The sequence below is a fragment of the Corynebacterium sp. CCUG 61414 genome, from assembly GCF_024453945.1.
GTDB lineage: Bacteria > Actinomycetota > Actinomycetes > Mycobacteriales > Mycobacteriaceae > Corynebacterium > Corynebacterium pseudogenitalium.
In genome coordinates this window covers 182026-206839 of sequence record NZ_JAGPYU010000001.1, presented here as the reverse complement: position 1 = coordinate 206839, position 24814 = coordinate 182026, and the positions used below count along the sequence as shown (strand labels likewise).

23 protein-coding genes are annotated in these 24814 nt (G+C 59.3%); 10 read left to right on the top strand and 13 right to left on the bottom strand.

Going from position 1 to position 24814, the window contains the following annotated elements; genetic code table 11:
- Window positions 1–18: 18 nt before the first annotated feature.
- A complete protein-coding gene (locus KBX14_RS00945) occupies window positions 19–1800 on the bottom strand; it encodes a proline--tRNA ligase (RefSeq protein ID WP_256041696.1) in 1782 nt (593 codons plus the stop codon).
- Between the two features lie 30 nt (window positions 1801–1830).
- Here KBX14_RS00945 and yaaA point away from each other — a divergent pair, with 30 nt between their 5' ends.
- The 3 genes from yaaA to KBX14_RS00930 are packed head-to-tail and all read left to right on the top strand — an operon-like array spanning window position 1831 to window position 3971.
- On the top strand, window positions 1831–2553 hold the full coding sequence (gene yaaA / locus KBX14_RS00940; RefSeq protein WP_256041695.1) for a peroxide stress protein YaaA: 723 nt from the start codon (window positions 1831–1833) through the stop codon (window positions 2551–2553).
- Window positions 2554–3279, top strand: coding sequence for a DUF1648 domain-containing protein (locus tag KBX14_RS00935; protein ID WP_256041694.1), 726 nt, complete (start codon window positions 2554–2556; stop codon window positions 3277–3279).
- The gene (locus tag KBX14_RS00930; protein ID WP_256041693.1) at window positions 3276–3971 is read left to right on the top strand and encodes a thermonuclease family protein; all 696 of its coding nucleotides are present in this window, start codon (window positions 3276–3278) and stop codon (window positions 3969–3971) included. The genes KBX14_RS00935 and KBX14_RS00930 overlap by 4 nt, the downstream gene beginning before the upstream one ends.
- Here KBX14_RS00930 and KBX14_RS00925 read toward each other — a convergent pair.
- Window positions 3946–4914: a methyltransferase gene (locus tag KBX14_RS00925; protein ID WP_256041692.1), complete on the bottom strand. Its 969-nt coding sequence runs from the start codon at window positions 4912–4914 to the stop codon at window positions 3946–3948. The genes KBX14_RS00930 and KBX14_RS00925 overlap by 26 nt on opposite strands.
- Window positions 4915–5001: 87 nt before the next feature.
- On the opposite strand from KBX14_RS00925, the gene KBX14_RS00920 reads away from it, so the two are divergent.
- Window positions 5002–6210: a protein adenylyltransferase SelO family protein gene (locus KBX14_RS00920; protein WP_256041691.1), complete on the top strand. Its 1209-nt coding sequence runs from the start codon at window positions 5002–5004 to the stop codon at window positions 6208–6210.
- Between the two features lie 57 nt (window positions 6211–6267).
- On the opposite strand, the gene mqo is transcribed toward KBX14_RS00920, so the two are convergent.
- A complete protein-coding gene (gene mqo / locus KBX14_RS00915) occupies window positions 6268–7764 on the bottom strand; it encodes a malate dehydrogenase (quinone) (RefSeq protein ID WP_256041690.1) in 1497 nt (498 codons plus the stop codon).
- 258 nt (window positions 7765–8022) lie between these two features.
- On the opposite strand from mqo, the gene KBX14_RS00910 reads away from it, so the two are divergent.
- The 4 genes from KBX14_RS00910 (at window position 8023) to KBX14_RS00895 (ending at window position 11718) form a co-directional block, all read left to right on the top strand.
- Window positions 8023–9027: an alpha/beta hydrolase gene (locus tag KBX14_RS00910; RefSeq protein WP_256041689.1), complete on the top strand. Its 1005-nt coding sequence runs from the start codon at window positions 8023–8025 to the stop codon at window positions 9025–9027.
- Between the two features lie 3 nt (window positions 9028–9030).
- Window positions 9031–10443, top strand: coding sequence for a mycothione reductase (gene mtr / locus KBX14_RS00905; protein WP_256041688.1), 1413 nt, complete (start codon window positions 9031–9033; stop codon window positions 10441–10443).
- 344 nt (window positions 10444–10787) lie between these two features.
- Window positions 10788–11189, top strand: a complete 402-nt coding sequence (locus KBX14_RS00900) for a hypothetical protein (protein WP_256041687.1) — start codon at window positions 10788–10790, stop codon at window positions 11187–11189.
- 49 nt (window positions 11190–11238) lie between these two features.
- Window positions 11239–11718 carry a hypothetical protein gene (locus tag KBX14_RS00895; protein ID WP_256000280.1) on the top strand — a complete coding sequence of 160 codons (480 nt, stop codon included), beginning with the start codon at window positions 11239–11241 and terminating at the stop codon, window positions 11716–11718.
- Between the two features lie 139 nt (window positions 11719–11857).
- On the opposite strand, the gene map is transcribed toward KBX14_RS00895, so the two are convergent.
- The 5 genes from map to dxr form a co-directional block, all read right to left on the bottom strand.
- Window positions 11858–12757, bottom strand: a complete 900-nt coding sequence (map, locus tag KBX14_RS00890; RefSeq protein ID WP_256041686.1) for a type I methionyl aminopeptidase — start codon at window positions 12755–12757, stop codon at window positions 11858–11860.
- A 35-nt stretch (window positions 12758–12792) separates the two neighbouring features.
- Window positions 12793–14616: a penicillin-binding transpeptidase domain-containing protein gene (locus KBX14_RS00885; RefSeq protein ID WP_256041685.1), complete on the bottom strand. Its 1824-nt coding sequence runs from the start codon at window positions 14614–14616 to the stop codon at window positions 12793–12795.
- A gap of 62 nt (window positions 14617–14678) precedes the next feature.
- Entirely contained in the window at window positions 14679–15842 is a 1164-nt protein-coding gene (gene ispG, locus KBX14_RS00880; protein WP_070362289.1) for a flavodoxin-dependent (E)-4-hydroxy-3-methylbut-2-enyl-diphosphate synthase, read from the bottom strand.
- 20 nt (window positions 15843–15862) lie between these two features.
- Window positions 15863–17071: a site-2 protease family protein gene (locus tag KBX14_RS00875; protein WP_256041684.1), complete on the bottom strand. Its 1209-nt coding sequence runs from the start codon at window positions 17069–17071 to the stop codon at window positions 15863–15865.
- A 27-nt stretch (window positions 17072–17098) separates the two neighbouring features.
- Window positions 17099–18262, bottom strand: a complete 1164-nt coding sequence (dxr, locus tag KBX14_RS00870) for a 1-deoxy-D-xylulose-5-phosphate reductoisomerase (RefSeq protein ID WP_071572513.1) — start codon at window positions 18260–18262, stop codon at window positions 17099–17101.
- A 327-nt stretch (window positions 18263–18589) separates the two neighbouring features.
- Here dxr and KBX14_RS00865 point away from each other — a divergent pair, with 327 nt between their 5' ends.
- Window positions 18590–19030 (top strand): DUF2631 domain-containing protein, encoded by a 441-nt coding sequence (locus tag KBX14_RS00865; RefSeq protein ID WP_070478870.1) that lies wholly within the window; start codon window positions 18590–18592, stop codon window positions 19028–19030.
- 93 nt (window positions 19031–19123) lie between these two features.
- Here the strand turns inward: KBX14_RS00865 and rlmN are convergent, their stop codons facing one another.
- The 3 genes from rlmN to frr are packed head-to-tail and all read right to left on the bottom strand — an operon-like array spanning window position 19124 to window position 21741.
- Window positions 19124–20221, bottom strand: a complete 1098-nt coding sequence (rlmN, locus tag KBX14_RS00860) for a 23S rRNA (adenine(2503)-C(2))-methyltransferase RlmN (protein WP_070478868.1) — start codon at window positions 20219–20221, stop codon at window positions 19124–19126.
- Between the two features lie 20 nt (window positions 20222–20241).
- On the bottom strand, window positions 20242–21171 hold the full coding sequence (locus KBX14_RS00855; RefSeq protein ID WP_083433144.1) for a phosphatidate cytidylyltransferase: 930 nt from the start codon (window positions 21169–21171) through the stop codon (window positions 20242–20244).
- Between the two features lie 12 nt (window positions 21172–21183).
- Window positions 21184–21741 carry a ribosome recycling factor gene (gene frr, locus KBX14_RS00850; protein WP_070362284.1) on the bottom strand — a complete coding sequence of 186 codons (558 nt, stop codon included), beginning with the start codon at window positions 21739–21741 and terminating at the stop codon, window positions 21184–21186.
- Between the two features lie 137 nt (window positions 21742–21878).
- On the opposite strand from frr, the gene KBX14_RS00845 reads away from it, so the two are divergent.
- The gene (locus KBX14_RS00845) at window positions 21879–22970 is read left to right on the top strand and encodes an amidase family protein (RefSeq protein WP_252930797.1); all 1092 of its coding nucleotides are present in this window, start codon (window positions 21879–21881) and stop codon (window positions 22968–22970) included.
- Here the strand turns inward: KBX14_RS00845 and pyrH are convergent, their stop codons facing one another.
- Together pyrH and tsf are read right to left on the bottom strand one after the other, a co-directional pair.
- The gene (gene pyrH, locus KBX14_RS00840; RefSeq protein WP_256041763.1) at window positions 22971–23654 is read right to left on the bottom strand and encodes a UMP kinase; all 684 of its coding nucleotides are present in this window, start codon (window positions 23652–23654) and stop codon (window positions 22971–22973) included.
- 200 nt (window positions 23655–23854) lie between these two features.
- Window positions 23855–24673, bottom strand: a complete 819-nt coding sequence (gene tsf / locus KBX14_RS00835; protein WP_070362282.1) for a translation elongation factor Ts — start codon at window positions 24671–24673, stop codon at window positions 23855–23857.
- Window positions 24674–24814 lie beyond the last annotated feature (141 nt).

The window sequence follows — 24814 nt, the reverse complement described above, 5'->3', positions numbered from 1 at the left end:
CTCCTTGCTACTGCCGAATTAGCTTTCGGCGATGAGCTGCTGCAGCTTCGCCACAACCTCACCAGCTGGGACCTCAAGGGTCTCGCCGCCGCGGATGCGAAGCTCAACGATGCCGTCGGCGAACGAGCGACCGAGGATCACAACGAACGGCATGCCGAGCAATTCGGCATCCTTGAACTTGACGCCCGGGGACACCTTTGGGCGGTCGTCGTAAAGAACCTCAATGCCCTTGTCGCTGAGTTCCTGCACGAGTGCGTCGCCGGCTTCCATGGCTGCCTTGTCCTTGTTCGCGACGGCAACGTGTACCTGGTACGGCGCGACTGCAACTGGCCACACGAGGCCCTTCTCGTCGTGCTTCTGCTCCACGACGACGGCCATCATGCGCGAGATACCGATGCCGTAGGAGCCCATCGTCGGCACGGCGCGCTTGCCATTTTCGTCAAGGATCTGCACGTCCATCGCCTCGGTGTATTTGCGTCCGAGCTGGAAGATGTGACCCAACTCGATGCCGCGGGCGAGTTCGACAGTGCCATTGCCGGACGGCGAGGGGTCACCTTCCTTAATCTCGGCGGCTTCGATAAATCCGTCGACGGTGAAGTCACGGCCGACAACAAGGCCGACGACGTGCTTCTGCGGAGCGTCTGCACCAGTGATCCACGCGGAGCCTTCCACCACGCGGGGGTCCGCGAGGACACGTACGCCGTTGGCCTGCAGCGCGCGCGGCCCAACATAGCCCTTGACCAGGAAGTCACTCTTTGCGAAGTCCTCGTCGCTAGCCAGCTCAAACGTCGCTGGTTCCAACGAAGCTTCCAGCCGCTTTTCGTCGAGCTCGCGATCGCCCGGGATCACAACGCCGACGAGCTGCGGGCCGACCGGCTTGCCATTATCGTCGACTACTCGCGGGTCGTCGACCTTGATCATCATGCACTTCAGGGTGTCGGAGGCTTCGGCAGGGCGGCCGTCGATAAGCACTCCTGCTTCCTGCGCCCACTCCACAAGTGCTGCGATGGTCTCAGACGCTGGTGTGTCGTGCTCGACGGCCTCCGGCAACCCCTCGATCGGGCGTGGTTCCGGCGCAACCGTGGTCACTGCCTCGACGTTTGCTGCGTAGTCCCCCGCAGTGGACACGGCAAAGGTGTCCTCGCCATTTTCGGAGTATGCGAGGAATTCTTCGGATGCGGAGCCACCCATCGCTCCGGAGGTTGCCTTGCAGATCTCATAGCGGATGCCAACGCGGTTAAAGATGCGCTGGTAGGTCTCACGATGCTTGGCGTACGAGTTGTCCAAGCCTTCGTCCGACATATCGAAGGAGTATGAGTCCTTCATCACGAACTCGCGGCCGCGGAGAATCCCGGCGCGTGGGCGTGCTTCGTCGCGGTACTTGGTCTGGATTTGGTAGAGCGTGACCGGGAAGTCCTTGTAGGAGGAGTACATGTCCTTGACTGCCGCGGTGAACATCTCTTCGTGGGTTGGGCCGAGCAGCATGTCGGCGCCCTTACGGTCTTTGAGGCGGAACAGGTCGTCGCCGTATTCGGTCCAGCGGTTGGTCAGCTCGTATGGTTCGCGTGGAAGAAGGGCTGGGAACAACAGCTCTTGTGCGCCCATGCTGTTCATTTCTTCACGGACGATGCCCTCGATCTTGCGCAGCGTGCGAAGCCCGAGGGGCAGCCAGCTGTAGACGCCCGGCGCGGCGCGGCGGACGTAGCCTGCTCGGACGAGCAGTTTGTGGCTGGGGACTTCGGCATCGGCGGGGTCCTCGCGCAGTGTGCGCAGGAATAGCTCTGACAGGCGTGTAATCATGGGGCATATCTTAGCGCTAGGGTGAGTTGCATGTTGATCCTGCTCCCTCCTTCCGAGACGAAGGCGCCCGGCGGCGAGCGCGACGCCATGTCTGTCTCCTTCCCTGCCCTTGATTCGGTGCGTGCTTCGCTTATCGACGACCTCTCCGCAATGGACGTGGACGAGATGATGGGGCTGCTGAAGATCCCGAAGACGAAGCGGGAGGAGGCGGTGGAGAATCAATCGTTGCGGTCGGGTCCGGTGATGCCTGCGATTTATCGCTATACGGGGGTGTTGTATGACGCGCTTGATCCTGAGACGTTGCCGGATGATGCGATTCGCCGTTTGGCGGTTGGCTCGGCGCTGTTCGGTGTTGTGCGTGCTGGTGACATGATTCCGCGCTACCGGGTCTCTGCCTCGTCGAAGGTGCCTGCTGCGGATGGGTCGCTGCCGACGATGCGGGCGCGCTGGGGGTCAGCGATTTCGGAGGCGCTTTCGAAGGAGCCGTTTGTGGTGGATATGCGCTCTGGCGCGTACGAGAAGCTTGGGCCTGTCGATGGCGCGGTGACGGTCCGGGTGGAGTCCGTTGCCCCGGATGGGTCGCGCAAGGTGGTCAGCCACTTTAATAAGCACTACAAGGGGCTGCTGGCCAGGGCGCTGGCGTGCGGGCCGGAGGTGGCGTCGATACGTGAGGTCGCCGAGGTTGCCGAGGCCGCGGGTTATGCTGTCGAGGTTCATGGTTTGGTGCTGACGCTTGTGGTGGAGGAAACGTAGATGGGTGCGCCGGTGAACTGGAAGCCGTGGGGTGTTGCTGTCATTGTGCTGCTGGCGCACGTGGCGCTGTTGCTGCTGTACTGGGACAGTATTCCTGACCCTGTTGCGACGCATTTTGACGCGTCGGGCCAGGCGGATAGTTGGGAGCCGAAGACGATGCTGCACGTGCTGATGATGCCGCTGGTTTCGGTGGCGACTGCCCTGTTGATGTTTGCATGCCTTCCCCCACGTGAGCTCGCACAGCCGCAGCCGGTTCCTGGAAGCGCCTCCGTGCCGTACTCCGTGAGTGTTGCGCAGCGAGTGGAACAGCTTGTGCACATGACCTGGCGCTTCATGGGGTGGTTCGCAGTGGCGATTGCTGTCGCGTTTCTGGTCAGCGACGCCACGACGCGCCTTCCAGCGTTTGCCCACATGCAGTGGCTTGCCCCCGCTATTTGGGTGGCGTTCACCATCCTGGTTGTCGCGGGAAGCCTCATCTTGATGGTGCGGCTGACGTCCTCGAAGAAGATCGAACCCGATGCGGAGGAGATGGACCGCGCTGATGACGAGTTTCTCGTGGGCATGTACAACGACCCGAACGATCCGATGGCCGCAATATCGATTTCGTCTCGCCCGACTCGCATCATCATCAACCGTGGGCAGCGGCTGGGCAAGCAGTATTTAATGCGGATGGTGGTCTCGATCGTGGTGTACACGCTCTTCACCGTGCTGGTGGCCATGCTATGAAAAAGGTGTTTGGGCTCCTCGCTGCGATTGTGCTGCTCGCTGTCGGCAGCTGGGTCTGGCAGCAGGTCGACGCCCCGGAGGCTGAGTTTCACGTCGCACAGGTTGTTGACGGCGACACAATCGTTGTCGACGGCCCCGCTGGGCAAGAGCGCGTTCGCCTGCTCGGGATTGACACTCCGGAGCGTGGCGAGTGCTTAGCTGACGACGCAACCCGGCGTCTCGAGGAACTCCTCCCTGAAGGCACGGGCGTACGCCTCGAATACGACCAGGAGCGCACCGACCGCTACGGGCGCACGCTTGCTGGTGTGTTTCGCGACGGCCAATTCGTCAACGCCGTGATGGTGTCCGAGGGGCTTGCCCGCGTCGTCGAGTACGCGCCGAACACGAAGTTCACGCAGCGTCTCGAGGCAGAAGCCGCCCCCGCGGTGCGCGATTCCCTCGGCATCTACGGGCTGGGGCCCGAGTGTTGGTTTACCGAACCAACGCAACAAGTCACCTTCGAGATGCTCACCACCGGCATCGAGGAGCTCGAGCGCTCCCCCGGTGACCGCGGCCTTGCCGGCCGCTGCCAGCACTACGTCGACGCACTGCGCGACAGCGTGAAACGTACCCGAAACTTCACGTTCCGCGAGCCCGCCATGGAGTACCTCGACGAACAGCAACGCCTTATCGACGAGCTGTCAGCACCGTAAACTTCGAGTTCCTCGCCACCTGCTCCACCTGTGCAAAACGCTTCGTGACCTGGGCACGGTATGGCAGGTGCGAGTTGAACACTATGAAGAGCTGACCGCCCGGTTTCAATAGGCGATGCGATGCGTCCAGCAGATGCTCCACCAGCGTCGTGTCCACGGTCGTGCCCGCGTGAAAGGGCAGGTTGAGCGCCACGGTATCGAAGGAGGCGTCGGCAAACTTGCTTCCGGCATCATCCCAGGTCGCGTCAATACCGATCGCGCGGGCGGAAAGCACCGCGTCCGCATCAGCATCCGTGGCATACACCTCCCCCTCAAGCCCCTTCGAAACAGCCCCATTGCCGCAGCCCAAATCCAGCAGCGCGCCGGGGGCGTCCGGAAGGCACGACCGCAGCAGCTGCCCGCCGTAGTCCGCCCGCGCACCTGCGAAAACACCACCGATAGCGACGAACCCGTTTGCTTCTACCGGCGTGTAGGACACTTGCTGCGGCCCGTATGCGGCCAAGCAGCGGAACTTGCCTTTGCCCCGCGTGGCGTGCACCTGCGCGAAGGACTGCGCCAGCACACCATTCATGGTGCGGCTCAGGTGCTTGTTGTTCGCCCCCAACACTACGTCCGCCTGCGTAAACCCTGCGCCCGCGATACTGCGCGCGAGGTAGTCAAGGCGCGCGAGCGACTTCGGTATCTCTCCCAACGCAACGCACGAACCGGACAACCCCGCCAGGTACTCATCGAGGCGCTGATCACCGACGACCTCTGCGCCCAACGCTGCTGCTTGCTGGCAGCGGGAGTAGTCCGTGTCCGCGACGATGACGCGCTTCCCGCTTTCCACACCGGCATGCACAAGCGCCCCGGTCGGGTCGTTGCACACGATGAGGATGTCGGCTGATCCGAACCCCTCGAGTTCCCTCACCTGCCCCCAGATCAGCCGGTCAAGCGCGCGCACGGCCACTTACCTCCCACTGCGTCAACACCAGGTACTGCTGCATGTTCTCTCCTTTTGCTCCTTGCCCAGACAGTTTAGGCTGTTGGCATGCATTACCCCGAGCTCCACCAACACTTTGCGGAAACACTCCCAGGCATGGTCGGCACGGTGGTGCCCACGCACTTCCCCAACGCCCAGGTGAGCTACCTCAACGAGTCAGCCGCGTCCGAGCTCGACCTCGACACGGAGTGGCTCCGAAGCGATGAGGGCGTCGCCTGGATGTGCGGTGCCACAGGCGGGGTGGCAACTGCCTACGCCGGCCATCAATTCGGCGCGTTCGTGCCCCTGCTTGGCGACGGCCGCGCAACCCTCCTCGGCGACCGCAACGGCTACGAAATCCAACTGAAAGGCAGCGGGCGTACCCCTTTCTCCCGCCCAGGCTCCGACGGGAAAGGCCCACTGACCGCCATGCTGCGCGAGTACCTGGTCTCGGAACATATGCACGCAATCGGAGTGCCGACCACACGCGCCCTCGCTGTTATCAGCACAGGTGAGACAGTCATGCGCAGCAGTGGCCCCGTTCCAGCGGGCATTGTGGTCCGCGTCGCGCGCTCCCACCTACGCGTTGGCTCGGTGCAGTACGCCGGGACCCAGTCCCATGAGCTCTTGGAAGCCGTAGTGCACGCCGCAGGTTTCGATGCTGCGGAAAGGCTGTTGGAGGTGGTCGTCGACAAGCAGCTCGAACTGGTAGCGCAGTGGATGCGCTACGGGTTCGTGCACGGCGTCATGAACACGGACAACACCGCGCTCAGCGGCGAAACCATCGACTACGGACCCTGCGCCTTCACCCAAGGGTTTGACCCGCACTCATGCTTCTCATCCATCGATCGGCATGGGCGCTACTGCTTCGGAGCCCAGCCGAACGTGATCGCATGGAACCTGGTCCGACTCGCGGAAGCGCTCTTGCCACTGATGCCGGAGTCAGTCACCAACGAGATCCTTGCCACCATCCCTGAGCGCTGGGAGGGCGCCACCAAGCGCTGGTTCGGACCGGAAGGCCTCGATGCGGTAGTAGGTGTCGACGACCTCGCCGCCTACAACCGTAAACACGGTGTGAACGGACGCCCAGGTCCGTTGTATGTGCCGAAAAACTTCGCGCTACAAGACGCACTCGACGCGGTCGAGCACGTTGGCGACTACAGTCCGTTCACCGCTTTGCTCCAGGCAGTCACCCACCCATACGACCCGGACGCCGGGGAGCCGTGGATGCTCGAGAAGGAACCTGACGGCGCATTCACGACGTTCTGCGGAACGTAAAAGCCACACGGCGCCGGTACAACCGGAAGCCGTGTGGCCGATACTTTCAAGCTGCTACTACGCCTGCAGACCAAGCGTCTTTTGCGTCCACTCCCACTGCTTCTCATACGCCGCCTTGTCGTCGCGCAGCGATACGCCATAGGTCGGGAACATTTCGTGCAGCTTGTCGCCCCAGGAAACCATGCGCTCGCCGAAGCAGCGTTCCAGCAGCTCAATCATCGCAGCCGGGGTAATCGACGCACCCGGCGACGCACCCAAGATGCCCGCGATCGTGCCGTCCTGGTCGTTGACCAGCGCGGTACCGAACTCAAGGGAACCGAACTTCGGTGCGCGCGCTGGCTTAATCACCTGGACACGCTGGCCAGCAACTGCAACATCCCAGTCAGCCGGGTTGACCTCCGGGTAGTACTGGCGCAGCACGTCGATCTTGCCGTCGAAGTCGCGGAAGACTTCCTCCACCAGGTACTTCACCAGGCCGATGTTTGAGGCCGCAACACCGAGGTAAGAAGGAATGTTGTCGGGACGAATCGACTTGAACAGGTCCAGGTAGGAACCCTTCTTCAAGAACTTCGGGCTCCAACCACCGTACGGGCCGAACAGCAAGGACTGCTCACCGTCAACAACGCGCAGATCGAGGTGCGGGACAGACATCGGAGGCGCACCGACCTTTGCCTTGCCGTACACCTTTGCCTGGTGCTGCGCGACGAGCTCCTGGTTGTTGGTCCGCAGCCACATACCTGAAATCGGGAACCCTGCGTATCCGTGCACCTCCGGCACGCCTGCCTTACGCAGCAGGTCGAGGGCGTAGCCACCTGCACCCACGAACACGAAGCGTGCACGTGCAACATGCTTATCGCCAGTGCGAACGTTGCGGACGGTGACATTCCACAGCTTGCCCTCACGCTTCAGGTTGAGCACCTCGTGCCCATAGTGGATCTGGGTGCCAGCCTTCACGGAGGCGTCGAAAAACTGGCGGGTCAGCGCCCCGTAGTTAATGTCAGTGCCTGCATCCATCCAGGAGATCGCGACCGGCTCAGCACCGAAGTCGCGGCCCTTCGCCATCAACGGAAGCTTTTCAGCAAACTTGTCTTCCTCCGCTGAAAACTCCATGCCCGGGAACATGTGGTTCGCCGACAGCGCCTCGTAGCGGCGGCGTAGGTAATCAATCTGGTCCTGACCTTGTGCAAACGAAACATGTGGCACTGGGTGAATGAACTCGCTCGGATCCCCCAGCTTGCCGTTGTCGATCTGATGGGACCAGAACTGGCGCGCAGTCTGGAACTTCTCATTAATCGCAAGCGCCTTCGCGATCTGAATCTGCCCATTCTTTTCAGGCGTGTAGTTCAACTCACACAGCGCAGAGTGCCCGGTACCCGCGTTGTTGAGCGGGTACGAGGACTCTTGCGCTGGCCCCTCAAGTCGCTCATACACTGCTTGAGTCCACTCCGGCTCAAGCTCCCGGATCATTGCTCCCAGCGTGGCACTCATAATTCCGGCGCCGATATGCAGTACGTCAACCTCATCAACGTACTGGATGTTGCCCGTCTCAGACATTAGTAATATTCCCTCTTCGATCCATATCGTTGTACGAGTGCAACGCACACCTCAGGCAGGTGCGTAACCTCTCTAACCATACGCTTGTTGGCTGAACAGTTTCCACCTTACGTTACCCCTTATGCCCACATTTTGTTTTTGCTTCATACTTGCAGCCACCCCACCCCCTACACCCGCCCCCACCCCCTAGACCAAATGGTAAACATGGCTACTTGCACAGCCTAAGCAAGTTCCTAGCCAGTCCGTTACCATTCCTACATGGCCAAAATTAGGAGCAACTACTGGCAACCAGACATATTGGGGGACGGATTCGAACAACTTACGCTCCCCCTCGGGGAAGACCCTGATACCCACCAGCCGGTCGTAGCAACACTCGTAAGAACGAGCCCAGCGCCACCGTCCAAACCTGGACAACCAGCCTTACTGTGGATTCACGGCATGTCCGATTACTTTTTCCAGGATCATGTGGCCGAGTATTTCCACGAACAGGGTTATCCATTTTATGCACTCGACCTTCGTCGCTGCGGGCGCTCTCGACAGCGAGGTGAGCGCTGGCACTACACCCGGGATATGTCCCACTATTTCCCGGAAATCACGAAAGCGGTGCAGTACGTAGCCCAGGAACACGGCCAGGTAGTACTACTCGCACACTCAACGGGCGGGCTTATCGCGCCACTGTGGGCCGATGAGATGCGCCGCAACAACCCCGAAGTCCACGAACTTGTAGCCGGCATCATTCTGAACAGTCCCTGGTTGGACCTGCAGTTTCCGAAATCAATGACGACGGTGTTCAAGCCAGTCATCAATACTCTCGGCAAAGTTGTTCCGCTGCTGCCACTCCCAGGAGGAAGTCTCACCGCCTACGGTAAATCTCTACACTACGAGGATCATGGTTCATGGTCCTTCAACAAGCAGTGGAAACCGATCTCCGGGCATCGGAAATATTTCGGCTGGATGCGCGCTGTACTTCAGGCGCAGGCAAAGATTCACTCGGGAACAGTCAACGCTGGTGTTCCAACCCTGGTCCTGCATTCCTCGCATTCTTTTTTGAAAAACGAATACACCCCGGCGGCCGATACCGCGGACACCATCTTGGACGTCGACCAGATCAGCTACTGGGCACCCCACGTTGCGGACGACACCACCACCGTCGCCATCGATGGCGCCCGCCACGACGTCTTCCTTTCCGAGCCTTACTCGCGCACAGCTGCCTACCGTGCCTCCATCCAATGGCTGCAGACCCTCACAACACCTAAGGAGTAACCAATGAGCATTCACGTAGACGAACACTTTGCCCTCATTATTATCGGCACCGGGTCCGGCAACTCGATCCTCACCCCAGACTTCGACGATAAAAAGGTAGCCATCGTCGAGGAAGGTACTTTTGGCGGCACGTGCCTGAACGTCGGCTGCATTCCTACAAAGATGTACGTCCTCGCCGCCGACGCCGCCTACCAGGCCCGCACTTCCAAGAAGCTCGGTGTTGACCTCGAATATCGAGGCGTCGATTGGCCATCCATCATCGACCGTGTCTTCACCGAGCGCATCGACAAGATTGCTGAGGGCGGCGAAGCCTACCGCCGCGGCGACGAGTGCCCCAACGTCACCGTTTTCGACCAACACGCGCGGTTCGTCGCCCCAAAGACAATCTCCACCGGCATCGGCAACGAAGCGCGCACAATCTCCGCTGACCAGATCGTGATTGCCGCCGGATCACGCCCCTTCATCCCTGAGTGGGCAAAAGCGGTGCCCTTCCACACCAACGAAGACATCATGCGCCTGCCGGAGCTCCCCAAGTCCCTGACGATCGTTGGCGGCGGTTTCATCGCAATGGAGTTCGCCCACGTCTTCGATGCACTCGGCACCAAAGTCACGGTGGTGAACCGCTCACCGTTCCTGCGCACCTTAGATGAGGACATCAACCAGCGCTTCAATGAACTCGCCCAAGAGCGTTTCGACGTCCACTTCGGCACCGTCCGCGACGCCCAGCACAACGCAGACGGCATAGCGCTGACTCTTGACGACGGCACCACCATCACCAGCGAGCACCTCCTGATTGGCATGGGCCGTATCCCGAACGGCGACCAAATGTCGCTCGAGGCATCGGGCATCGATATGGAAAAAGACGGTCGCGTGGCCGTCGATAGTTACGGGCGCACCACCTGCCCTGGCGTGTGGGCCCTCGGTGACGTGTCCTCTCCGTACCAACTCAAGCATGTAGCTAACGCGGAGATGCGTGCCGTGCGCCACAACCTACTGGCGGCGATGAATGGCGCCCCAGAATCCGAGTACCGCACCATGCCACACGAGCATGTCCCATTCGCCGTCTTCACCGAGCCACAGATCGCCACAGTTGGCCTCACGGAGAAGGAGGCCCAAGACGCAGGCTACGACGTCACTGTGAAACAACAGAACTACGGCGACGTCGCCTACGGGTGGGCACTCGAGGACACCTCAGGCATCGTAAAGCTTGTCGCCGACAAGAAAACTGGGAGACTCCTGGGTGCCCATCTTATTGGTCCACAAGCCTCCACGCTCGTCCAGCAGCTGATCACCATCATGGCGTTCGACATGGACCTTCGAGAAGTTGTACGTAAGCAATACTGGATCCACCCCGCCCTGCCAGAAGTCATCGAAAACGCGCTTCTTGGTCTTGACCTTGCATTTATCGGCGAGTAAAACTTGCCGCCACCCCAAAACGGGGTGGCATTGGACCTAGGCAAGGCACCCCTAATAGCTGCACGCATTTTCCCAGGTGACTTGACCACGTGTAACGCATGTGACGCGCGCGACGATTCTCCCGTTGGTGCAGCAGGCCATACGCGACCTAACTGAAAGTTCTCTCACGGATTTTTTGGGATAACTTGTGCAAACTTGGTCGCGTTGGTCTAAAGTAGGTCACCGACACCGGGCAGAGTCCACATGGGGCTTGCTATCGGTCCTAGGACCTTCACGGGTTCTGGATTTCTCCGAACTTCCACCCGGACGTCTTGTAAGTAACTATCAGAGAAGGATTTCGTTTCATGCGTAATTTCCGTAAGGCAGCCCTCGCAGGCGCTACCGCTGTCACTGTAGCATTCGGCTCCGCAACCGTCGCTATTGCTGATGAGGCAAAGACCACTGAGACCACCGTGTCGCACCCAACCGAGGTCGTCGAGGTCAAGGATGCTGAGGGCAGCCTGTCCTCCAAGATCGGCAAGGGCCTCGGCGCTTGGGAACCGACTAAGGACGGCAAGGTCCAGAAGAACGGCGCTGACGGTCGCGAGATCTTCGGCTCCTCGAAGGACAAGTTCGGCAAGCAGCCAGTGTGGGCACAGATTGGCTACGTCCTCACCGTGTTCACCTCTGTCGCTGCAGCAGTCGGCCTGATCGTTGGACCTGCGTACAACTTCGTTGTTCACGGCCTCCCAGCAATGAACAAGTAATCGCGGATTTCCGCAACTGAATCAATAAATTTCGAAAGAAGGAAACTCAATGCGTAACTTCCGCACCGCAGCTGTTGCTTCCGCAACTGCACTGACCGTTGCTCTCGGTGGCATTGCTACCGCTTCTGCAGCAGAGGACAACGCTCCTGCAAAGGACACCAAGGTAACGACCACCACCACCAACACTCCTAAGCCTAAGGCTGACCGCCAGGTTATCTTCACCGGCAAGCAGGACGGCGACAAGGACTTCTCCAAGGTTGTCTCCGACGGCACCAAGGGCCTGTTCAACAAGGGTGGCTCGTCTCACTACTTCGACCAGAAGGTGAACGACAACAAGACCGACAACAAGGACATGGATCAGCCATTCTACATCACCGATGCTTTCGGTAAGAAGACCGACGCTGCAGCTGTTCCGCAGTGGGCACGATACTGGATCGACGGCACCGTCATCGCTGGTATCGGCGCACTGGTTGGCCTGATCATCGCTGGCTTCAACTTTGCTTCCTACAACGGCCTGATCAAGCTCTAAGATCAGTTTCTTAGGAAACGCCACTGCCCTGTCGCAACACGCGACAGGGCAGTTTTCTATTATTCGGCAAAATAAAACCGCTGCTGGCGTCTTAGGTTAGGACAAACACCAACAGCGATTCAGCGCGTCTAGGAGCTGTTTATGCTCCCAACATCAGCTGGCCCTCCGCAACATCCTTGTCTGGAATGGTGAGGATCTCGTTGCCGTCGTCAGTGATTACCAGCGTGTGCTCGAACTGAGCGGAGAATTTCCCGTCGCGGTTCTGCACAGTCCAGCCATTATCCCAAATGTCATACGGCAACGCGCCAAGGTTGATCATCGGCTCGATAGTCAGCGTCATACCTGGCTCCAGGATGTCCCGGTATGCATCCGAGTCGTAGTGGAGCACCACGAGTCCATTGTGGAACGTTGGGCCAACACCATGGCCAGTGAAGTCGGTTACCACGTTGTAGCCGAAGCGCTTCGCATAGGACTCGATCACCCTGCCGATCACGTTGATCTCACGGCCAGGCTTCGCCACCTTGATACCACGCATCATCGCCTCGTACGTGCGCTGGACCAGATCCTTATGCTCCTGGGAGACATCGCCGGCGAGGAACGTCGCATTCGTATCGCCGTGGACACCATTCTTATACGCGGTGACGTCAATGTTGACGATGTCACCGTCCTCAATCACGGTAGTATCCGGGATGCCATGGCACACGATCTCGTTCAAAGACACGCAGCACGACTTCGGGAAGCCACGGTACCCGAGGGTGGACGGGTACGCACCGTGGTCAAGCATGTACTCGTGGGCGACGCGGTCGATCTCATCCGTCGTCACGCCAGGCTTTACTGCTGCACCCGCAACCGCCAGTGCATTCGCGGCGATCTTGGAGCTCTCGCGCATCTTCTCAATCGTCGCGGCGTCCTGCACGTACGGCTCGCCGATGTTCTCCTGTACATCGTCCTTCCAGGCGTACTCGGGACGTTCAATGTCCTTCGGAACCTTCCGGATTGGAGTGGACGCTTCTTGCTTTAGTTTTCCTCGTTTGCTCATGCGCCCCATAGTAGTACCTGCCTACTGAGGTCGAACTAACCCCCGCGCGACTGGTCAAGATTCACCAGCATCGAATTCGTCAACGCGACTGCAGCCTCCGATCCACCGCCAAGCACGACCAAAGCAGCGAATGCTATGTCATCGTCGACACGGTAGCCGGTGAACCACGAATGCGACCCCTGGTTGATTTCGGCCTCACCGGTTTTGCCGCGGATATCACCACCGGCGGTCATTCCCGCCGCGGTACCACCCGGGGCGGTCACCGCCGCCATCATTTCCTGGAGCTGGTGCCATGCCTCATCCGGCATACGCGGCGCAGACTCGCTCAGCTCAGTCTCCGCTCCCTTAATCAGGTAGGGGATCGGCATTGAGCCATTCGCCGCAGACGCAGCCACGAGTGCCATCCCGAACGGGCTCGCAAGGTCATGGCCCTGCCCGTACCCGGCCTCTGTTCGGTCGAGTGGCTCCTCGCCTACCGGGATGGAGCCGGTGATCGTCTCCAGGCCTGGAATCTTCATATCGAGCCCAAGCCCGAACTGCTTGCCTATATCTCGGAGCTCACCTGGGGCGAGCTTCGTCGAAATATCGGCGAATGTCGTGTTGCACGAGTGTGCAAAGGCCGACTGTAATGAGACGTTGCCCAGAGAGAATCCGTCGTAGTTCGTGACGGTCCTGCCATACAGGTTCATGGTCCCCGGGCACGGCACCGTGCTACCTGGTGTAAGGGCCTGTCGCTCAAGACCGGCCGCCGCCGTGATGATCTTAAACGCCGATCCCGGTGGGTACTGGCCCATCGTGGCAAGATTGCCTTCACGGTCAGCGTCACGAGTCTGCGCAACGGCAAGCACCGCACCATCCGACGGGCGGATAGCAACAATCATTGCCTGCCGCCCCGCGTAGGACTCCAACGCTCGTTCAGCTGCCAATTGCACGCTGTGGTCAAGGCTTACCTCAATAGCTGGAGCGGGTGCAGGTGCGTGTCGCTCAACATCTTCCAACACGGCGCCGTGCTCGTTGACAACGCTCACGCTCCAGCCGTCGTCACCGATGAGGTCCTCGCGAACCAACTCACCAACGCGAGCAAGCATATCCGGCGCGAAATCAGGCTCAATGCTCACCATCGCCGCTTCCTCGTTGATGCGCACTCCTGGCACGGCACTGAACGCTGCCTTGGCGGCATCGCCGAATTCGGACGGAACCATCGCAACCGAGTAGGTACCCTGAGTCTCAAGGAGGCTGTTCTCTAGTTCATCGGCGGGAATCTCAGGTACGGCAGATGACTTACCACGGGACTCTTGTAGGAAAGCGGAAATCCGGCGAGCGGTGTCCGGAATATCGCGCACGGCGTGCTTTTCCACCAGGATGCGGAACGCTGTCCCGGGTCGCAGCAGTTCTACCCCATCGGAAGAAACGACGCTCGCCTTAGATGCGGCTACGGAACGCAGCTCCAAGTGTTGCTGCGCGCCCAGGCGCGGATGCAAAATGCTGGGCTGCCAACGAACGGTCCACTTCTCGCCAATCTGGGTCAGCGTCATGTGCGAGTCATACTCGACCGTGCGTTCTTTCGGCAGGCCCCACTTCAAGTGGTACGAGACGGTAGCTAGGTTGTCACTCTGGTTAACGTCGTTGATCGTCGCCTCCAGCGCCTCAGCTTGGAGCCCTTCGACCGTTTCTTGGAATGATGCGTTGGCGTCGGAGGGGACGTCGACAAGATCTTGAAAATTAGACCCGTCAAGACTCACGAGGGCGTCAAGAAACTCACGAGCGACGGGCTCAACATCATTCGGGCGCGGTGTGCAGGCAGTGGCCAGCGCGCCCGTAAAAACTACGCTTAGGAGCAAAGCGAGGAGACGTTGCATGGACCTAAAGTACCAAGACCACAGCGAAACGTCGCCTCCGCCACTCCCCGCGAGCAGACTATCTAGCGCGTAACCTTGACTTCCGCGCGTGCGCCCTCGACCTCCTCGAGGCCTTCTTCCTCAGCGATACGCTGAGCGTGGGCGATAAGGGTCTCAACGATCTTCGACTCTGGAACAGTCTCAACGACCTCGCCCTTCACAAAGATCTGTCCCTTGCCGTTGCCAGAAGCCACGCCTAAGTCAGCGTCGCGAGCCTCACCAGGTCCGTTCACAACGCAGCCCATGACGGCGACGCGCAGCGGGTACTCCATGCCCTCGAGACCTGCAGTCACTTCCTCAGCGAGCTTGTACACATCCACCTGTGCGCGGCCACAGGACGGGCAGGAGACAATCTCAAGCTTTCGCGGGCGCAGGTTCAGCGACTGCAAAATCTGGTCGCCGACCTTGATCTCCTCCACCGGGTCCGCAGAGAGCGAAACGCGAATCGTGTCGCCGATGCCCTGTGAAAGCAGCGCACCAAATGCGACGGAGGACTTAATAGTGCCCATGAACTTCGGGCCGGCCTCAGTCACGCCGAGGTGCAACGGGTAGTCGGTCTTCTCGGCGAGCTGGCGGTAAGCCTCAACCATGAGAACCGGGTCAGAGTGCTTCACGGAAATGGCGATATCGCCGTATCCGTACTCCTCGAACAGGCCAGCCTCATAGATCGCGGATTCAACCAACGCCTCAGGGGTGGCCCGGCCATACTTCTCCAGCAGGCGCTTATCGAGCGAGCCACCGTTGACACCAATGCGAATCGGGATACCAGCGTCCCCTGCAGCCTTAGCGACTTCCTTCACACGACCATCAAACTCTTTAATGTTGCCCGGGTTCACTCGCACGGCAGCACACCCGGCATCGATCGCTGCGAAGATGTACTTCGGCTGGAAGTGGATGTCGGCAATCACCGGGATAGGTGACTTCGCCGCAATCGCTGGAAGAGCATCTGCGTCAACGGTCTTCGGGCAGGCAATGCGCACAATGTCACAGCCCGCGGTAGCCAGCTGCGCGATCTGCTGCAGCGTAGCGTTAATGTCGTGCGTCTTCGTCGTGGTCATGGACTGGACCGTGATCGGGTGATCCGACCCAACTCCCACACCGCCAACCATCAGCTGACGAGTCTTTCGACGAGGTGCGAGCGTTGGCGCTGGGCCTTCAGGAATACCTAAACCGATGGGAAGATTCATAGTTGCTTACTCTAGCACTGCTACCCAAACAGCTTGATTGGGTTCACCACATCCGCAAGCATCACAAATACACCAATCGTCAGCAGTGCAGCGGCCATCGCGTATGTCACCGGCATCAGCTTGCGGTAGTCCGCAGGGCCACCAGGCTCGAGCCCCCGCAACCTGCGATGCGCATCCCTAATCTTCTCATACAGGACTACTGCTATATGCCCACCATCCAGGGGCGGCAAAGGAATCAAGTTGAACAGCGCGAGGAAGAAGTTGAGACTCGCCAACATCATCCAGAACATCGACCACATGCTTTGTTGCGCTAACTCCCCGCCTGCGCGAGAAGCGCCGATGACACTAACTGGACCGTCAAGCTCTCGCTCAGCACCAAAAATTGAAGCCACAACACCAGGAATCTTCGACGGGAACGCGATAAGGCCCTGGACAGTCGCATTCAGCATCTGGCCCGTAAACGCAGCCGTAGCTGGCACAGCCTCGAGCGGACCGAACTGGCGCATCGCGTCTTCCACTGGCGCGCTTGTGACACCGATCGCCCCCGCTTCAAAGGACGCACCGGTCGCTGGATCGATCCTGGACACGGTCGCGAGTGGAACTGCAATACCAAGCTCTTGCTCGTTACGCATCACAGTAAGCGTGACTGTTTCCCCCGGACGCTGCATCACATAATCCCTCAACGCGGGGAACGTAGTGAGCTCCTCCCCATCAACGGCGAGTAGCTTATCCCCTTCACGCAAACCTGCATCATAGCCAGGACCATTACCGGTGCATTCTCCCAGATGAGTCTCATCAATCTGGTCGGGAGCGCACTGCAGCTCACCCACAGTTGGTGTCCGGTCGGCGTACGGGTTCGGAATCGCCGCGAAGATCGCCACGAAGTACAGCACCACAACGCCGATCAGTAGATTCATGGCGATGCCGCCACTGAGCACCGCAATTCGCTGCCACCACGGCTTGCGGTACATCGCAACGGGAGCTTCCTCCTCAGTGACAGGATCCTGCGCGGTCATCCCTGCGATATCGCAAAATCCGCCGAGAGGCAGTGCCGCAATGCCGTACTCCGTCTCCCCCTTCTTGACGGACCACACTTTCGGCCCAAAGCCCACAAAATATCTCCGCACGCGCATCCCAAACGCGCGTGCGGTAAACATGTGTCCGGCCTCATGGAGCGCGATAGAGACTGTAATACCCAGGGCAAAAAGTATGATTCCTACAACGCCCACTCGCTGCTCCTTGCCTTTCAGGCTGGTTTACAGCTGGGCGATTACTTCCTTTGCCGCCCGGCGTGCACCAGCATCCACGTGAAGAATATCTTCGATAGATGTCGGCGCAAAAGCAAACGCCCCTGCCGCGTCAAGGACATATCCAATCACGTCAACGATGTGCGGGAAACGAATCTTGCCTGCAAGGAATGCTTCCACCGCCACCTCATTCGCAGCGTTGTACACCGCTGGGTATGGGTCCCCCATCGCTGAAGCTTCCCGAGCGAGACGCACGGCGGGGAAAGCTTCGTCGTCGAGCGGCTCAAACGTCCACTCACTTGCCTGCGAAAAGTCCAGCGCTGGCTGTGCACCCGGGATACGCTCCGGCCAAGCAAGAGCGTGGGAAATCGGCAACATCATCGACGGCGGCGAAGCTTGCGCAATCGTCGCACCATCGGCAAACGTGATAGCCGAGTGCACAATCGACTGCGGGTGCACCACGACATCAATAATGTCGGGCGCAATACCAAACAGCAGCGTCGCCTCGATCAGCTCCAGTCCCTTGTTCACCATCGTGGCGGAGTTCAAGGTGTTCATAGTGCCCATCGACCACGTCGGGTGCTGCCCGGCCTGCTGCGGAGTTGCCTCCATCATCTGCTCGCGGGTCCACCCCCGGAACGGGCCTCCCGAAGCAGTAAGGACGAACCGTGAAACGTCAGCACGGCTCCCTGCGCGCAGGCATTGGGCCATCGCAGAGTGCTCAGAATCGACCGGCACGAGCTGTCCAGGCTTCACCTTCTCCATGACGAATTGACCGCCAGCGACCAGCGATTCCTTGTTCGCCAGAGCTAGCACGCCATCCTTGCGAAGCGTCGCAAGCGTCGACTCAAGACCGGCGGAACCGACAAGTGCATTTAACACGATGTCTGCATCTTGCATTTCAACAAGAACCGCAGCGGCGTCCTCACCTGTGATAATGACATCACCCACAGCGCGAGAAACGTCTTTCGCAGGGTCGAGCTGCTGCACTGCAATTTGTTCTGGGCGCAGATTGAACTCCTGTGCCTGTTGGATAACAAGCTCAGGGTTGTGCCCTGCTGCCGCGATGCCGACAACCTCAAAGTCTTCAGGGTGCTTCCGAATGATATCGAGAGCCTGTGTGCCGATAGAGCCTGTCGATCCAAGAATCAGAACCTTTTTCACAACCTCCATTGTGGCACGTCACGGCAAAAATAGATACTTAGTTTCTCCTTAAAGTATTTTTGACCACCGCTCGTCGTGGTGCATACACAAGATGTGCACATACGACCGTGGGGATACTCTGTCATTCCCATCACCACACATCGCACCCACAGGCGCACCTCCCCCGCTGGCCCTCACGTACATGATGCGAAAGTTTGAACTCATTGGGGGCTACACAGTGCCATCGCGCCCTGCAATATGAAAAGATAATGCACAGTACACACAGATTTAGCATGTCCGCCGTCGGGCGCATACACAATAGTGCGAACCGATGCGGACGACTACAGCTCAAGGAGAATGGCAGTGGCTCACCCTCAGGACAAAGCTCCACAGGTATATAACGGCGTTTCTGAAGCTGACGTCCCTTCCGCCCGCTTCGGGTGGAGCGCGTTCAAGCCGCGCACGATTCAACTCGCAGGGTGGATCTCGGTGATCTTCTTGCTCGCGTACAACTTCGGTAACCACCACGGCCACGTAGAAACGATTTGGCTGCTCGCATTTGCAGTTTTGATTGCAGTTGCACTGATTTTCCACGGACTGCAGCCGAAGCTCAGCCAGGTTCGCACGGTCACCTCGCACAACAAGCCTGCTGGCCACAAGGAGCCGGACTGGATTTACGCACAGCAGACAATGACCGGCCCATACGCCGAGCTCGATGAGCGCGAGCTGCGCGCCCTCAACATCGATCCGGCGCGTCTCAATACACTGCGCGGTGCACAGCAGCAGAGCATTCACTAGTTTCGCGCTTTACACCGAATAGCAATAAACGGCGCCACCCCACTCACAGGTTGAGGGTGGCGCCGTTTTCGCGCACCTAAACTCGGCGCAACGTCACTCGCCTTCCGCCGCGAGCTGCCCGCAAGCCGCAGCGATCTCCTGACCCTTCGTGTCACGGACAGTGCACGTCACACCCTGCGCAATCACACGACGAACAAACTCATCCTGGCGCGCCTTCGGGGACGCGTCCCACTTCGAACCCGGAGTTGGGTTCAGTGGAATGAGGTTGACGTGTACCAGCGGCCCTAGCGCCTGATGCAGCTTCCTGCCGAGCATGTCAGCGCGGAAATCGTGATCGTTGATGTCACGAATCAACGCGTACTCAATCGATACGCGGCGCCCTGTTGTATCCGCGTAGTAGCGGGCTGCGTCCAGCACATCCTGCACGGAAAACCTATTGTTCATCGGCACCAGTGTGTCGCGCAGCTCGTCATCAGGGGTGTGCAAGGAAACCGCGAGCGTGCAGGAGAGGCCTTCGTCGGCAAGCATTCGAATCTGCGGCGCGAGACCAACTGTTGACACAGTGACGTTGCGCTGAGAAATCCCGAATCCCTGCGGCGCTGGACTCGTGATCTGGCGTACTGCGCTGACCACGCGCTTGTAGTTCGCCAGCGGCTCTCCCATCCCCATAAAGACGATGTTGGAAAGACGGGAGCCTTCCTCCTGCATCATGGCTGCTGCAGCTCGCACCTGATCGACGATCTCCGCAGTTGACAAGTTTCTATCGAGACCGCCCTGACCGGTCGCGCAGAACGGACAAGCCATTCCGCAACCCGCCTGTGAGGAGATACACAGCGTCGCGCGATCCTTGTACCGCATCAGCACAGACTCCAGGAGAATGCCGTCATGCAGCCGCCACAACGTCTTGGTGGTGTCCCCCTCATCGGTCTCTACCCGACGTACTGGAGTCAGCAGCGTCGGAAAAAGAGCCTCTTTTACCTTCTCGCGCTGCGCGGCAGGCAGATCCGTCATCGTGAGGGGATCTGCTTCAAACTTGCCGTAGTAGTGGCGCGCAATCTGGTCCGCACGGAACTTCGGCAGACCAAGGGACTTCAGGGCCTCGATGCGCTCTTCGCTCGACAAATCAGCGAAGTGCTTCGGCGGCATACCAAACTTTGGGGTCAGAAGTGGCAGTGTTGGGGTCTCAGTCATAATTGCCCCATCTTTGCACGTTAGAACGGATTCATCAATGCGGAAGCGCTGAGCAGAATGTACGTTGCGCACGCTGCTGGCAACATACCGTCTAAGCGATCCATGATTCCGCCGTGTCCAGGCAGTATCTGGGACATATCCTTGATACCGAGTTCACGCTTGAATTGGCTTTCGACGAGATCACCCATAGTGGCGCACATAACCAGTGCGGCACCCAAAAGGATCCCCATCCACCACGGGCCCTTGATCAGTAGCGTGACCACCGCGACGCCTGCAATGATCCCGAATATCATCGAGCCCGCAAATCCTTCCCAGGACTTCTTCGGGCTTACAGCCGGCGCCATCGGGTGCGCACCAAACATCACGCCAGCAGCGTATCCCCCAACGTCAGACGCCACCACACAGCACATGAACGCGACAATGAACGCTGAACCACTGACGGAGCCTTCGTCGATAAGCGAAACCATCGCAGCGAAGCTTCCAAACAGTGGAATCCACGCCAGGACGAACACTCCCACGGCGGTGTCGCGGAGATAGTTGGTCGGTGTCTGGTGCCTGCCGTGGTCGAACAGCCGCCAAAACATCAGGAACAGCACTGTGAACGCGAAAGCGCCAACTACGCCAGCGGTTTTGTAGGCGGCGGAGGACCACACCATGATCTGACCGAGGATGATCAGCAGCGTGCGCGGCTGCTGGTAGCCCGCTTCCCGCAAACGGGTAAGCACCTCCCACATCCCACCTGCTACAGCGATGGCGACAAGCGGATACCAGGCCATAGGACCAACCCACACAGCAGCGATCACCACAGCGCCGAGGATGACCCCGGTCGTGATGGCGGCTGGCAGATCGCGACCCGCATCATTTTTCGGCTTGGGCGGCGCGATGCGGGGCCAGCCCGATGGTCCTGACTGATCTGTCGAGTGTTTCACGTAGCGGTGCTTTCTATTCATCGAAAGGTCTGCTTAGACCTCCATCAGCTCGGCTTCCTTGCGCTGAACTAGCTCATCAATCTGTGCCACGTAGCCCTGGGTGGTCTTGTCCAGTGCCTTTTCTGCGGTCTGCACTTCGTCCTCGCCGGCGTCGCCGTCCTTCTGGATCTTCTTCAGTGCTTCCATACCGTGGCGGCGGACGTTACGGATAGCGATCTTGCCGTCCTCACCTTTCTGCTTGGCCTGCTTGACCAGGTCACGGCGACGATCTTCCGTCAGCTGTGGGATCGTGACGCGAATGACTTGCCCGTCATCGGTCGGATTGACGCCGAGATCAGAGTTGCGGATGGCAGTCTCAATTTCCTTGAGCGTTGACATGTCGTACGGCTTGATCAGCAGCATGCGTGGCTCCGGAACAGAGATCGTCGCCATCTGGTTGATCGGGGTTGGGGCACCGTAAAAATCAGCCATGACGCCATTAAACATGGCAGGGTTAGCGCGACCAGTCCGAATCGTTACGAGGTCATCGCGGGTGAAATCGACAGAAGCGCTCATACGCTCTTCGGCATCAAGCAACACGTCATCAATCATTTTTACTCCACTTCTTCTGTACAAAGCGTTCGGGACAAATAAGTCGCACACTAATCTACCAGCGTTTCACTCCCAGCCGTGTCGTGGCTTGACGGGGAACGGCAGAATTCAAGGCAAGTTACGCCTAGACTGTCCCCATGCTTTACTCCCCCGCCAGTGCCGCGATGGTCTATACACACCCGACTCCATTGCGCACTGCTGAGGGCCGACTTTCATCGTGGCAAATCCCCATCAAAGACGGAACGGATGTCGCTGGAATGCCCACCACGCACGGCAACCCGTCACGCAGCGTCATCGCGGAAGAGCACAGCCCAATCGTCGCAGCACTGCTTGAGTCTGGGGCAGCCATCCCTGGAAAGTCACTGACAGCCGAGCTAGGGGCGACGTGCTACGCCGAAGAAGTCCACTCACCACTTTTAGAGTCCCCCATGTTCCCTGGGTGCACGCCCGGTGGTTCTTCAGCAGGCGCCGGAGTGCTCGTGGGCAGTGGGCTGTACCGTGCTGCACACGGCACGGACGCTGGAGGGTCCTTGCGAGTCCCGGCTGCAGCCTGCGGTGCCGTTGGTTACAAGCCTGGAACACGCGGGGCAGTCGCGAATGGTTTTATCACGCGCAGCGTCGCAGACCAGTTTGAGTTGTACGGACATCACCCCACCGCGGTACGCAAACTGCGCATCGGAGTACTTATCGACGGCCTCTTCGCCAACACCACTGTTTCAACGAGCCGCGGTGATGCCCTTGAGGCCGCTGCACGTGAGCTCGGGAAACACCATGATGTAGTGTCTCTTCGCCCCTATGCGGATGCACAATCAACGTTTGAGCACTTCAGACACCGCATCACGAGCAGCTTCCGCAACGTAGAGCCACTCGACAATCACTACCTCGCATGGATGCACGCACAAGGTTGCGCAGTAACTCCAGAAGAACTATTTTCAGCGAATGACCACTTCGCGCACCTACTAAGACACGTACAGCACGAGTGGGACGTCGATATCGTGCTCACCCCCACGATTGCGTTTGATCCCCCACCAATTGGCTACTTCTCTTCCCTCGCCCCGGATGAGAGCTTTTACCAACAAACAGTGTGGACGCCCTGGTGCACGCTGTTCAATGTGATGGGCAGCCCCGCTGTCGCAGTCGGGGCGCTCCACCTTGGGTCAGTCACAGTTGGCGGACGCGCGCTACTTTCGGTAGCGCGCACCGTCGAACATTTTGGGCTGCCCGATTAATTAGGAAACAAGGGTACCGATCTGCTCGCCGGATACCGCGCGGGCAATGTTGCCTTCCTTGAGCAGGTTGAACACCAGGATCGGCATGTTGTTGTCCATGCACAGCGAAAACGCGGTGGCATCGGCAACCTTGAGTTCCTTTTCGAGCACCTCGCGGGGAGAAACCTCGCTGTAGAGCTGTGCGTCTGGGTTGGTTCGAGGGTCGTCGTCGTAGACTCCGTCAACCCCCTTCGCCATCAGGAGCACCTCGCAACCAATTTCCAGGGCGCGTTGCGCGGCCGTGGTATCCGTAGAGAAGTACGGCATTCCCATGCCAGCACCGAAGATGACAACGCGCCCCTTCTCCAGGTGACGCACTGCACGAAGCGGCAAATAGGGCTCAGCGATCTGTGCCATGTTGATGGAGGTCTGAACGCGGCAGTCGACGCCCTTCTGCTGCAGGAAGTCCTGGAGCGCCAGGCAGTTCATCACCGTGCCGAGCATGCCCATGTAGTCGGAGCGTGCACGGTCAAGGCCACGCTTTTGCAGCTCTGCACCGCGGAAGAAGTTGCCGCCGCCAATTACTACCGCTACTTCGGTTCCGGACTGGGCGACTTCGACAATCTGTGCAGCGACGCTTTCGACGACGTCCGGATCGATACCAACCTTTCCACCGCCGAACATTTCACCGCCCAGCTTGAGCATGACGCGTTTGAATCCTGTGCGGGTAGACGCAAGTTCTGACACTGTGAGGACACTCCTTGAGAGTTGGCCAATTCGAGCCGTAGAGGACAATTCTGTTCTCGACCGATCTTAGCGATCTCAGTCCGGTTTGTAGCAACCGGGCATAAAGAAACCGCCGACGGAGGGTACCCCCTCAACGCCGACGGTAAAAAGCATCAGGCTTATGCCTGGCCAACCTCGAAGCGAACGAAGTCGGTGACCTCAATGCCGCTCTCCTCCGTGAACTGCTTCACGGTCTTCTTGGAGTCAGCAAGCGACGGCTGGTCCAGAAGAACAACGTCCTTGAAGAAGCCGCCCATGCGGCCCTGGACGATCTTCTCGATAGCTGCCTCAGGCTTACCCTCGTTGCGGGTGATCTCTTCCTGAACAGCGCGCTCCTTCTCGACGACCTCGGCCGGAATATCCTCTTCCTTGAGGTAGCGAGCCTTCATCGCAGCGATCTGCAGCGCAACCTGGTGTGCAGCCTCAGCGTTGTCGCCCTTGTAAGCAACCAAAACGCCAACAGCTGGTGGCAGGTCAGCGGAACGCTGGTGCAGGTACTTCGCCAGCTGCTCACCCTCGATGGTGGCAGCGCGGCGCAGCTCCAGCTTCTCGCCAATCTTTGCGGAGAGGCGCTCAAGAACGTCGTGGGCAGTCTCGCCGTCGACATCAGCGTTTGCCAGCTCCTCCTGGCTGTTTGCCTTCGCTGCTGCAGCAGCGTCAGCAATCTTGCCAGCGATGGTCTTGAACTCGTCGTTCTTAGCAACGAAGTCCGTCTCCGAGTTGATTTCGACGATGGTGTTGCCGGAGACAGCGACGAGCCCCTCGAGAGCATTGCGCTCTGCGCGCTTGCCCACGTCCTTTGCGCCCTTGATGCGGAGCAGCTCGACAGCCTTCTCGAAGTCGCCGCCGGTCTCCTCCAGCGCCTTCTTGCAGTCGAGCATGCCGGAGCCGGTGGTTTCGCGCAGCTTCTTTACGTCAGCAGCAGTGTAGTTCGCCATATTCGGGCGATCCTCCTCGTACAGTAGTGGATAAATACGTCGTAAAATTATGCTTCAAGCAAAACACCCCACGCCCAATTCGCGCCCATAATCCAGGACGTGAACAGGACGCGGGGTGTCACACTCGCTTATGCAGGATAC